This window comes from Mycobacterium branderi, from assembly GCF_010728725.1.
In the GTDB taxonomy this organism is placed as follows: Bacteria; Actinomycetota; Actinomycetes; order Mycobacteriales; family Mycobacteriaceae; genus Mycobacterium; species Mycobacterium branderi.
Map to the genome: position 1 here is coordinate 2,944,868 of NZ_AP022606.1, position 11,730 is coordinate 2,956,597.

9 protein-coding genes are annotated in these 11,730 nt (G+C 65.7%); 6 read left to right on the forward strand and 3 right to left on the reverse strand.

The window, feature by feature from the left end:
• Genes G6N47_RS15085 through G6N47_RS15095 form a run of 3 tightly spaced genes read left to right on the forward strand, consistent with a single transcriptional unit; the run spans window position 1 to window position 2,627 of the window.
• Window positions 1-825, forward strand: a complete 825-nt coding sequence (locus G6N47_RS15085; protein WP_139799567.1) for a carbohydrate ABC transporter permease — start codon at window positions 1-3, stop codon at window positions 823-825.
• Window positions 826-829: 4 nt separating this feature from the next.
• A complete protein-coding gene (locus tag G6N47_RS15090; RefSeq protein ID WP_083132577.1) occupies window positions 830-2,008 on the forward strand; it encodes an ABC transporter ATP-binding protein in 1,179 nt (392 codons plus the stop codon).
• Window positions 1,989-2,627, forward strand: a complete 639-nt coding sequence (locus G6N47_RS15095) for a suppressor of fused domain protein (RefSeq protein ID WP_083132578.1) — start codon at window positions 1,989-1,991, stop codon at window positions 2,625-2,627. Before G6N47_RS15090 ends, G6N47_RS15095 begins: the two co-directional genes overlap by 20 nt.
• Before the next feature lie 60 nt (window positions 2,628-2,687).
• On the opposite strand, the gene corA is transcribed toward G6N47_RS15095, so the two are convergent.
• On the reverse strand, window positions 2,688-3,791 hold the full coding sequence (gene corA / locus G6N47_RS15100) for a magnesium/cobalt transporter CorA (RefSeq protein ID WP_083132579.1): 1,104 nt from the start codon (window positions 3,789-3,791) through the stop codon (window positions 2,688-2,690).
• Window positions 3,792-3,952: 161 nt separating this feature from the next.
• Here corA and G6N47_RS15105 point away from each other — a divergent pair, with 161 nt between their 5' ends.
• The 3 genes from G6N47_RS15105 (at window position 3,953) to G6N47_RS15115 (ending at window position 6,977) form a co-directional block, all read left to right on the forward strand.
• Window positions 3,953-4,942: a malate dehydrogenase gene (locus G6N47_RS15105; RefSeq protein ID WP_083132580.1), complete on the forward strand. Its 990-nt coding sequence runs from the start codon at window positions 3,953-3,955 to the stop codon at window positions 4,940-4,942.
• 95 nt (window positions 4,943-5,037) lie between these two features.
• Window positions 5,038-6,132 carry an NAD(P)-dependent malic enzyme gene (locus G6N47_RS15110; protein WP_083132646.1) on the forward strand — a complete coding sequence of 365 codons (1,095 nt, stop codon included), beginning with the start codon at window positions 5,038-5,040 and terminating at the stop codon, window positions 6,130-6,132.
• Window positions 6,129-6,977, forward strand: a complete 849-nt coding sequence (locus tag G6N47_RS15115) for a glycine betaine ABC transporter substrate-binding protein (RefSeq protein ID WP_372517467.1) — start codon at window positions 6,129-6,131, stop codon at window positions 6,975-6,977. The genes G6N47_RS15110 and G6N47_RS15115 overlap by 4 nt, the downstream gene beginning before the upstream one ends.
• Before the next feature lie 31 nt (window positions 6,978-7,008).
• Here G6N47_RS15115 and G6N47_RS15120 read toward each other — a convergent pair whose 3' ends face one another.
• Both G6N47_RS15120 and G6N47_RS15125 read right to left on the reverse strand, forming a co-directional pair.
• Window positions 7,009-7,839, reverse strand: coding sequence for an SDR family NAD(P)-dependent oxidoreductase (locus G6N47_RS15120; RefSeq protein WP_083132581.1), 831 nt, complete (start codon window positions 7,837-7,839; stop codon window positions 7,009-7,011).
• Between the two features lie 141 nt (window positions 7,840-7,980).
• Window positions 7,981-11,664 (reverse strand): multifunctional oxoglutarate decarboxylase/oxoglutarate dehydrogenase thiamine pyrophosphate-binding subunit/dihydrolipoyllysine-residue succinyltransferase subunit, encoded by a 3,684-nt coding sequence (locus tag G6N47_RS15125; protein ID WP_083132582.1) that lies wholly within the window; start codon window positions 11,662-11,664, stop codon window positions 7,981-7,983.
• Window positions 11,665-11,730 lie beyond the last annotated feature (66 nt).

An 11,730-nucleotide genomic window follows, 5' to 3' on the forward strand; every position in this document is an offset into this window, starting at 1 on the left:
ATCGGCACACGGCGCGCGACCGCCTGGGTGGTGGCCGACGCGCTGGTGGTGATCTATGCGCTGTTCCCGGTGTTGTGGATCTTGTCGCTGTCGCTCAAGCCGACGTCAACGGTCAAAGACGGCAAGCTGATCCCGTCGTCGGTGACGTTCGACAACTATCGCGCTATTTTCCACGGAAACTTCTTCAGCTCGGCGTTGGTCAATTCGATTGGTATCGGCGCGATTACCACCGTGATCGCAGTGGTCATCGGCGCCATGGCTGCTTATGCGGTGGCGCGGCTGGATTTTCCCGGCAAAGGGCTGTTGATCGGCGCGGCGCTTTTGATCGCGATGTTTCCGCAAATTTCGCTTGTCACACCGATATTCGACATCGAACGCAGCGTCGGCCTGTTCGACACCTGGCCGGGGCTGATCATCCCGTACATCACTTTCGCGCTGCCGCTGGCCCTCTACACTCTGTCGGCGTTTTTCCGGGAGATCCCGTGGGATCTGGAGAAGGCGGCCAAGATGGACGGCGCCACACCGGGCCAGGCATTCCGCAAGGTGATCGCGCCGCTGGCGGCGCCGGGAATCGTGACTGCGGCCATCCTGGTGTTCATCTTCGCCTGGAACGACCTGCTGCTCGCGCTGTCGTTGACCGCGACCAAGGCCGCGATCACCGCCCCGGTGGCCATTGCCAATTTCACCGGAAGTTCGCAATTCGAGGAGCCAACCGGATCAATCGCGGCCGGTGCGATGGTCATTACCGTCCCGATCATCGTTTTTGTTCTAATCTTCCAACGACGGATAGTTGCCGGATTGACGTCTGGCGCTGTGAAGGGATAGCTCGATGGCCGAGATTGTGTTGGAGCGGGTGACCAAGAGTTACCCCGACGGCGCGACGGCCGTAAAGGATCTGAGTATTACCATCGCCGACGGCGAATTCCTCATCCTGGTCGGGCCTTCGGGCTGCGGCAAGAGCACGACGCTGAATATGATTGCCGGGCTGGAGGATATCTCGTCGGGGGAGTTGCGGATCGGCGGCGAGCGGGTCAACGAGAAAGCCCCCAAGGACCGCGACATCGCGATGGTGTTCCAGTCCTACGCCCTGTATCCGCATATGACGGTGCGCCAGAACATCGCCTTCCCGCTGACGCTGGCCAAGATGAAGAAGGCCGAGATCGCCCAGAAGGTCGAGGAAACCGCGAGAATCCTTGACTTGACCGATTTTCTGGATCGCAAGCCTTCGCAGTTGTCGGGTGGTCAGCGCCAGCGGGTGGCGATGGGCCGCGCGATCGTGCGTCATCCCAAGGCATTCCTGATGGACGAGCCGCTGTCCAACCTGGACGCCAAGCTGCGAGTTCAGATGCGCGGCGAGATCGCCCGTCTGCAGCGACGGTTGGGCACTACCACCGTCTACGTCACTCACGACCAGACCGAGGCCATGACGTTGGGTGACCGGGTGGTGGTGATGCGCGGCGGCGTGGCCCAGCAGATCGGCACTCCCGACGAGCTCTACGAGCGGCCGGCGAACTTGTTCGTGGCCAGCTTCATCGGCTCGCCTGCGATGAATTTCTTCCCCGCCACCATGACGCCCACCGGCGTGAGCCTGCCGTTCGGCGAGGTGACGCTGACCCAGCCGGTCCACGACGTGCTCGCAGCGCACCCGACGCCGCAGAACATCATCGTCGGCATCCGGCCGGAGCATCTGCAGGACGCCGCGCTGATCGACGCCTATCAGCGCCTCAGCGCGTTGCTTTTCGAGGTCAAGGTCGACATGGTCGAGTCGCTGGGCGCCGACAAATACGTGTACTTCACCACCGAGGGCGCGGCCGTGCATTCGAAGCAACTGGCCGAAGAGGAATCCGACGGCGTCGAGCACGAATTCGTGGCGCGGGTCCCGTCGGCGTCGAAGGCCGCAAAAGGGCAGTCGCTCGAATTAGCTTTCGACACACTGAAATTGGCAATCTTCGACGCCGATTCCGGTGTCAACCTGACGGTTCCACCGAGTGACACAGATTCTGGCTGAAGTCCGTAAACACCTGCGCGCGCAGTTCGCCGACGCGGAGCCCGATGTCGCGCGCGTGACCTTCCTGGGCACCGAGCCCATCGAGGTGCTGCGATTCCCGCCGGACAGCGACGGAATAGTGCACTACGTGTCGCTGGGTTGTTCGCGGCATCCGATGGTCGACCCGACAGCTGTTCTGGCCGATCCATTGCGGGGTCCGCGTGCGGAAGTCGTTCTGCGCCTGCGTGATCCGAGTGGCGATCGCAAGCGCGGCGAAGCCGGGCGCAGCGGGTCGCCACCATGGGCCCGGCCGATCACCGGGTTGGCTCGCAGCTTGGCCGTGGTCGCGGCAGCGCCGGCGGTCGAGGGTGTGGTGCTGGTGCCGGACGCCTTGATCGACCTCGGCTCGCCGCTGTGGGCGGGGCCCGCGCCGTTCACCGCGGTGTTGTTGGGCCGCAGCGACATCGGCGAGTTGCCGCTGGAGCCTCCCCGCGAGCCGGTGACCTTTCTCTCGGCGACGCCGATCACGGCGACCGAGGCGGCGTGGGTGCGCCTCAAAGGCGCCGATGCCATGCGGCAGGCATGGCAGGCCGACGGCGTCGACGTCCTGGATCCGAACCGCCGCGCTTCTTCTGCGTGAGCAGACGCAGAATCGCATGAATTCGCCTGCGGTAACGCGATTCTCTGTCTGCTCGCCAAACTAGAGCCAGTCTCTGCGCCGGAAGTTGCGGTACAAGAGCAGACACACCGTCGCCATGAAGACCATCACCACCGGATAACCCCATTTCCAACTCAGTATGGGCATCCAGTCGAAGTTCATCCCGTAGATCCCGGCGATCATCGTGGGCACCACCGCAAGGCCTGCCCAGGCCGATATCTTGCGCATGTCGATGTTCTGTTGCATGCCGACCTGAGCCAGCGCCGCCTGCACCAGTGAGGTCAGCATTTCGTCGTAGCTGGTGATCTGGTCGGCGGCCTGAGTCTGGTGGTCGGCGACGTCGCGCAGGTAGCGCCGGACTTCCTTGGAGATCAGGTCCTTGTGCTCGGTCTGCATCCGCTGGAACGGCACCGACAACGGGCTTACGCACCGACGCAATTCGACGACTTCGCGCTTGAGTAGATAGATCGGTTCGACGTCGATGTTGTGGCCGGGCGTGAACGCGACTTCCTCGAGGTTGTCGATATCGGTCTCGATGAGATTGGTCACCTCGAGGTAGTGGTCCACCACGTAGTCGGCGATCGCGTGCATCACCGCGTAGGGGCCCAGCCGCAGGTGACCCGGATCGGCGTCCATGCGTTTGCGAACCTGGGAGAGCCCGCCGTGTTCGCCGTGGCGGACGGTGACCACGAAGTTCCTCCCGACGAAGATCATGATCTCGCCGCTTTCGACCACCTCGCGGGCCAGCACCACCGAGTCGTGCGGGACGTAGTTCACGGTCTTGAGAACTAAAAACAGCGTCTCGTCGTAGCGTTCCAGCTTGGGCCGCTGATGGGCGTGCACGGCGTCCTCGGCGGCCAGCGGGTGCAGGCCGAAAACGTCTGCGACGTCTTTCATCTGCGTTTCGTCAGGTTCGTGCAAGCCGATCCAGACGAAAGCCTCCCGGCCGGCCTGTTCGACCTCACGTACCTTGGCCAGCGCCTCGGCGTGCGTGTAGGGACCGGGCAGCCGCTCGCCGTCGACGTAGACGCCGCAGTCGACCATGACGTGCTCGACGGGCGAGGCGACGGGCGGTGTGCCCGGCGCGGCGGCCTTCGGCCGGGCGGCCGGTCGCAGTGATGGCGATAACGCGCGAAACGATGGCATCGAATCACCTCCGTCGTCAGCGCAGCACGGGCCAAGCGTCGGCAATGCTACGCGTCCTGGCAGATCAACACCTGTGAGCCGCTGCGGGCGACCCGAGGTTTGTCTCCGGCATCCGTGCGCTAGTTTCGACGCGACGCAATACTGCCCAAGGAGCAACCGACGTGAGCACAACACCCCTCAAGGTCGCCGTCACCGGCGCCGCCGGCCAGATCGGCTACAGCCTGTTGTTCCGCCTGGCGAGCGGCTCGCTGCTGGGCCCGGACCGCCCGATCGAGCTGCGGCTGCTCGAGATCGAGCCTGCCCTCAAGGCGCTCGAGGGTGTGGTCATGGAGCTCGACGACTGCGCGTTCCCGCTGCTGGCCGGCGTCGAGATCGGGGCGGACCCCAACAAGATCTTCAGCGGCATCAACTTAGCGCTGCTCGTGGGCGCGCGGCCGCGCGGCCCGGGCATGGAGCGCAGCGACCTGCTGGAGGCCAACGGGGCCATTTTCACCGCCCAGGGCAAGGCGCTCAACGAGGTTGCCGCCGACGACGTCCGCATCGGCGTGACCGGAAACCCGGCCAACACCAATGCGCTGATCGCAATGAGCAACGCGCCAGACATCCCCAAGGAGCGGTTCTCCGCGCTGACCCGGCTGGACCACAACCGCGCGATCTCGCAGCTGGCGAAGAAAACCGGCGCCAAGGTGACCGACATCAAGAAGATGACGATCTGGGGCAACCACTCGGCCACGCAGTATCCCGACATCTTCCACGCCGAGGTGAAGGGCAAGAATGCGGCCGAGGTCGTGGGCGATCAGTCCTGGATCGAGAACGATTTCATCCCGACCGTCGCCAAGCGCGGCGCGGCGATCATCGACGCACGCGGCGCCTCGTCGGCCGCCTCGGCCGCGTCAGCGACCATCGACGCCGCCCGGGACTGGCTGCTGGGCACCCCCGACGGCGACTGGGTGTCGATGGCCGTGGTGTCCGACGGGTCTTATGGAGTGCCGGAGGGCCTGATCTCGTCGTTCCCGGTGACCACCAAGGGCGGCGACTGGAGCATCGTGGGCGGGCTCGAGATCGACGACTTCTCCCGTGGGCGAATCGACAAGTCGACCGCCGAGCTCGCCGACGAGCGCAAGGCGGTCACCGAACTGGGCCTGATCTGAGCCGCAGTACGCTCAGGGACGTGTCCGAACCAGGCCCACACATCGTCTTAGAGGACGAGGAGATCTTCGAGGCGCACCAAGCCGGGAAGCTTTCCATGCAGTTGAGGGCCCCGCTGGACTCCCAACGCGCGCTGTCGATCGCCTATACCCCGGGCGTGGCACAGGTCAGTCGCGCGATCGCCGCCGACCACACACTGGCCGCTCGCTACACCTGGGCGCACCGCCTGGTGGCCGTGGTCAGCGACGGCAGCGCGGTCCTGGGTCTCGGCGACATCGGCGCCGCGGCAGCGCTGCCGGTGATGGAGGGCAAGTGCGCGCTGTTCAAGGCGTTCGCGGGCCTGGACTCGATCCCGATCGTCTTGGACACCAAGGACCCGGACGAGATCGTCGACACCTTGGTGCGGTTGCGGCCGACGTTCGGCGCGGTCAACCTCGAGGACATCTCCGCGCCGCGGTGCTTCGAAATCGAACGCCGCCTGATCGACGCGCTGGACTGCCCGGTCATGCACGACGACCAGCACGGGACTGCGATCGTGGTGCTGGCGGCGTTGATCGGCGCGACCAAGGTGCTCGGCCGCGACATGGCCTCGCTGCGGGTGGTGATCTCCGGTGTCGGCGCGGCGGGCTTGGCATGCGCGAAAATCCTGATGTCCGTGGGCATTTCACACATCACGTTGCTGGACTCGCGTGGGATTTTGCACCCCGGGCGCGACGACCTGACCACCATCAAGGCCGACCTGGCGCGGTCCACCAATCCCGACGGCCTCACCGGCGGCATGGTCGAGGCGCTCAAGGGCGCCGACATGTTCCTGGGTGTGTCGGGCGGCGTGGTTCCCGAGGAGCTGATCGCAACGATGGCTCCCGACGGCATCGTGTTCGCGCTGTCGAACCCCGATCCGGAGATCCATCCCGACGTGGCGGCCCGGCACGCCGCGATCGTCGCCACCGGCCGCAGCGATTTTCCCAACCAGATCAACAATGTGCTGGCCTTCCCCGGGGTCTTTCTCGGCGCGCTGGACGCCGGCGCTCGCCGGATCACCGAGGCGATGAAGGTGGCTGCGGCGGAGGCGATCGTCTCGGTCGTCGCCGACGACCTCGCGCCGGACCGGATCGTGCCGAGCCCGCTGGACCCGCGGGTGGGACCGGCGGTGGCGGCCGCGGTGGCAGCAGCCGCCGATACCGCCGAGTGACCGCCAGCAAGTTTGCCGCGCTGGCGCTCGCCGCGTCCGTTGCGCTGGCCGCCTGCGGCGATATGCAACACCACGCGCGAGAGCTGGTCGTCGGTTCTCGCGCGGACGCTGCGTCGGTGCTGCTCGCCGACATCTATGTCGGGGCGCTGCGGTCGTATGGCTTCCCGGCGCGCAGCGAGCCCGCCCCCGACCCGCTGAGCAAGCTGGATTCCGGGGACTTCACCGTCGTACCCGGGTTCACCGGGCAGGTGTTACAGGTGTTCGAGCCGGGCGCCAAGGTGCGCTCCGACGAACAGGTCTACCGGGCGATGATCGGCGTGCTGCCTGAGGGGATCGCCGCCGGCGACTACGCGACCGCCGCGGAGGACAAACCCGCGCTGGCGGTCACCCAGTCGACAGCGAAAGCGTGGGGCGGCACCGAACTAAGCCTGTTGCCCCGCCATTGCGACGGCCTGGTTGTCGGGGCGACCGGCGGCAGCCAAACTCCCACCGCGGTGAGCCGATGCCATCTGCCCGCTGCACGCCAATTCCGAGACGACGCAACGATGTTCGCTGCGCTGCGGGCCGGGCAGCTTACCGCGGCGTGGACAACCACGGCTGATCCCGACGTGCCCGGCGATCTGGTGGTGCTGGGCGACGGGAAGCCGGCGCTGGTGCAGGCCGAGAACGTGGTGCCGCTGTATCGCCGCAACGAGCTGGTCGACCGCCAGCTGCTAGCCGTCAACGAGGTGGCCGGTGTGTTGGACACCGCCGCGCTGGTCGACATGCGGCGGCAGGTGGCCAAGGGGGCCGACCCGCAGGCGGTGGCCGACGCGTGGCTCGGTGAACACCCCTTGGGGCGCTAGTTGCCTTTGCCGCTTGCTCGTCCTGCGCTGGTCAGCGAGTCGAGGGCATCGCGCGGCCCATCACCGCCGAGAACAGCCGCTGATAGCCAGAACCAGTCGCCCTCACGAGCAGATCAAGCACCTTGGCGTCCGGACCGACCAGCACCCGGGCCTTGTTCTTGCGCACTGCTTCCAGGATGATCCGCGCGGCTCGCTGCGGGCTGGTGCTGGCCAGGCGCTTGTCGAAGAACTCGGTCAGCTCGTTGACGTCTACCCCCTCGGCGGCGGTGGCGTTGCGGGCGATCGCGGTTTTGATGCCGCCGGGGTGCACGGTGGTCACCTTCACGGGATGGCCAGCCAGGATCATTTCCTGCCGCAGCGCCTCGGTGAAGCCGCGCACGGCGAATTTGGCCGAGTTGTAGGCCGCCTGCCCCGGCACGGAGAACAACCCGAAAACGCTGGAGACGTTGACGACGTGCCCGTCGCCGGAGGCAATCAGGTGCGGCAGAAAGGCTTTGGTGCCATTCACGACGCCCCAGAAGTCGACGTCCATCACCCGTTCGATGTCCTTGAACTGGCTGACCTCGATGTCGCCCGTGAACGCGATCCCGGCGTTGTTGTAGATCTGGTTCACCTTGCCGAAATGCTCGTTGACCGCGTCGGCGTAGACCAGGAAGGCCTCGCGCTCGGCGACGTTGAGGCGGTCCGCCTTGACAGGCGCGCCGATGGCCTTGAGGCGCTCCTCGGTCTGCGCCAGCCCTTCGGTGTTGATGTCGCTGATCGCCAACTTGGCGCCCGAACGGGCCAGCTCGACGGCCAGCGCTTGGCCGATTCCCGAACCGGCGCCGGTGACCACGGCCACCTTCCCGGCAAACCCCTCCATGGAGACTCCTTACTCAGTTAGCTCTCGATGAGGCTAGCCGGTACCTGGGGTACCGCGGCCAGCGACCCCGCGAGCGTGCACAGAATGCCGCACCCCCGCGGCGTGTCGTGGACAAACACGCACGCTCGCCGCGAAACAAGATCAGCCGAAGGCCAGGTCGATGATCTCCTGCTGCTCGACGGCGTGCACCTTCGACGAACCTGACGACGGCGCCGACATCGCGCGACGTGAAATCCGTTTGATGCCAGTCAGTTTGTCCGGCACCATTTCGGGCAGCTCCAGGCCAAACCGCGGCCATGCGCCCTGGTTGGCGGGTTCTTCTTGCACCCAGAAGTACTCGTTGACGTTCGGGTAGCGGTCCAGCGTTTCGTTGAGCCGCCGCCGCGGCAGCGGCGCCAGCTGTTCGATGCGCACAATCGCGACGTCGTCGCGGTTGTCCTTGGCCTTGCGGGCGGCCAATTCGTAGTACAGCTTGCCGCTGGTCAACAGGATCCGCTTGACGTTGCCGCGATCGCCGACGCCGTCCTCGTAGGTCGGTTCTTCGAGCACCGAGCGGAACTTGATCTCGGTGAAGTCCTTGAGGTCGCTGACCGCGGCCTTGTTGCGCAGCATCGACTTCGGCGTGAATACGATCAGCGGCCGCTGGATGCCGTCGAGTGCATGCCGGCGCAGCAAGTGGAAGTAGTTCGCCGGGGTCGACGGCATCGCGATCGTCATCGAACCCTCCGCCCACAGTTGCAGGAAGCGTTCGATGCGGCCCGACGTGTGGTCGGGACCCTGGCCTTCGTGCCCGTGCGGCAGCAGCAGCACCACGTTGGACAGCTGCCCCCACTTGGCCTCGCCGGAGCTGATGAACTCGTCGATGATCGACTGCGCACCGTTGACGAAGTCGCCGAACTGCGCCTCCCACATCACAAATGCGTCCGGGTTGCCCACCGTGTAGCCGTATTCGAAACCGACAGCGGCGTATTCGGACAGCGGTGAGTCGTACACCAGGAACTTGCCGCCGGTTGGGCTGCCGTCGGGGTTGGTGGCGAGCAGTTGCAGCGGGGTGAACTCGGCACCCGTCACCCGGTCGATGATCACCGAATGCCGTTGCGAGAACGTGCCGCGCCGAGTGTCCTGACCCGAGAGCCGCACCAACTTGCCTTCTGCCACAAGCGAACCCAGCGCCAGCAACTCGGCGAACGCCCAGTCGACCTTGCCCTCGTAGGCCATCTCCCGGCGCTTCTCCAGGACCGGCTTGACGCGCGGGTGCACGGTGAACCCTTCCGGCATCGCCAGGTGGGCATCCCCGATACGCGCCAGCAGCGACTTATCCACCGCCGTCGAGAGCCCCGCGGGAATCATCTGGTCGGACTCCACCGATTCGCTGGGCTGCACGCCGTGCTTTTCCAGTTCGCGGACCTCGTTGAACACCCGCTCCAACTGGCCCTGATAGTCGCGCAGCGCGTCTTCGGCTTCCTTCATCGAGATGTCGCCGCGACCGATCAGCGCTTCCGTATAGCTCTTGCGCGCACCGCGTTTGGTGTCGATCACGTCGTACATGTACGGGTTCGTCATCGACGGGTCGTCGCCCTCGTTGTGGCCGCGGCGGCGGTAGCACAGCATGTCGATGATGACGTCCTTGTGGAACTTCTGCCGGAAGTCCACCGCCAGCCGCGCCACCCACTCGCAGGCTTCGGGGTCGTCGCCGTTGACGTGGAAGATCGGCGCCCCGATCATCTTCGCGACGTCGGTGCAGTATTCGCTGGACTTGGAGTGTTCCGGCGAGGTGGTGAAGCCGATCTGGTTGTTGACGATGATGTGGATGGTGCCGCCCACCCGGTAACCGGGAAGCAAAGCCAGGTTCAGCGTCTCGGCCACCACACCCTGCCCGGCGAACGCGGCGTCGCCGTGCAGCATCAACGGCACCACCGAGAAGCCGTCGTCGCCGAGGCCCTTGTCGAGCAGATCCTGCTTGGCCCGCACCAGCCCCTCCAGCACTGGGTCGACGGCCTCGAGGTGCGACGGGTTGGCGGTCAGCGACACTTGAATGTCGTTGTCGCCGAACATCTGTATGTAGACGCCGGTCGCGCCGAGGTGGTACTTGACGTCGCCGGAGCCGTGCGCCTGTGCCGGGTTCAGGTTGCCCTCGAACTCGGAAAAGATCTGCGAGTAGGGCTTGCCCACGATGTTGGCCAGCACGTTGAGCCGCCCGCGGTGCGGCATGCCGATGACCACTTCGTCGAGACCGTGTTCGGCGCACTGGTCGATCGCGGCGTCCATCATCGGGATGACGGTCTCGGCGCCCTCCAGCGAGAAACGCTTCTGCCCAACGTATTTGGTCTGCAGGAAGGTTTCGAACGCTTCGGCGGCGTTGAGCTTGGACAGAATGTACTTCTGCTGGGCGACGGTCGGCTTGTCGTGCTTGACCTCGATCCGCTCCTGCAGCCACTTCTGCTGTTCGGGTTCGAGGATGTGGGTGTACTCCACACCGACATGCCGGCAGTAGGCATCGCGCAGCACCGACAGCACGTCGCGCAGCTTCTTGTACTCTGCGCCCGCAAAGCCATTGACCTTGAACACCCGATCGAGGTCCCACAGCGTCAGCCCGTGGGTCAGCACGTCGAGGTCGGGGTGGGAACGGAAGCGGGTGTTGTCCAGCCGCAGCGGGTCGGTGTCGGCCATCAGGTGACCGCGGTTGCGGTAGGCCGCGATCAACTCGACGACACGGGCATTCTTGTCGACGATCGAGTCCGGGTTGTCCGGGCGCCAGCGCACCGGCTCATACGGGATGGACAGCTCACGGAAGATCTCGTCCCAGAAGCTGTCGGACAGCACCATTTCGTGGATGGTCCGGAGGAAGTCGCCGGATTCCGCGCCTTGGATGATGCGGTGGTCGTAGGTCGACGTCAGCGTGATCAGCTTGCCGATCCCGAGTTCGGCGATGCGTTCCGGGCTGGCGCCCTGGAATTCGGCCGGGTATTCCATGGCGCCGACGCCGATGATGGCGCCCTGGCCGGCCATCAGCCGCGGCACCGAGTGCACGGTGCCGATGGTGCCTGGGTTGGTCAGCGAAATCGTCACGCCGGCAAAGTCTTCGGCGGTCAGCTTGCCGTCGCGGGCCCGTCGCACAATGTCTTCATACGCGGTGACGAACTGCGCGAAGCGCATTGTGTCGCAGCGCTTGATCCCGGCCACCACCAACGAGCGCTTACCGTCCTTGCCCTGCAGGTCAATTGCCAGGCCCAAATTGGTGTGCGCCGGAGTGACCGCGCTGGGCTTGCCGTCGACCACAGCGAAGTGGCGGTTCATGTTCGGGTACTTCTTGACCGCCTGCACCACCGCGTAACCCAGCAGGTGGGTGAACGAGATCTTGCCGCCGCGGTTGCGCTTGAGCTGGTTGTTGATGACGGTCCGGTTGTCGATCAGCAGCTTGGCCGGGATGGCCCGGACACTGGTGGCCGTCGGCACATCCAGCGACATGGACATGTTCTTGACGACGGCGGCGGCGGCCCCGCGCAGCACCTGGACCTCGTCGCCCTCGGCGGGCGGGGGACCGGCCGGCTTGGCGGACGTCACCGGTGCGGTGGTTGCGCCGTTGCCCGGGGTGGCGGTGGTGACGGGTGGCGCGGCGGGCTTGGGCGCCGGCGCCGGCTCGGGGGCGGCGGTAGCCGTGGTAGCCGGTTTGCCGTCACCGGTGTCGGTGGTCGGCTCGGGGTTGTAGTCGACCAAAAACTCATGCCAACTCGGGTCGACCGAGGAGGGGTCGTCGCGGAATTTGCGGTACATCTCCTCGACCAGCCATTCGTTCTGACCGAATGGTGAACTCGTACTGCTCACGGCAGCTGCTCGCCTCGATTCCTCTGTCTGGCAAGCCCGCTACTCACGACACTTGCCCCTCAACTG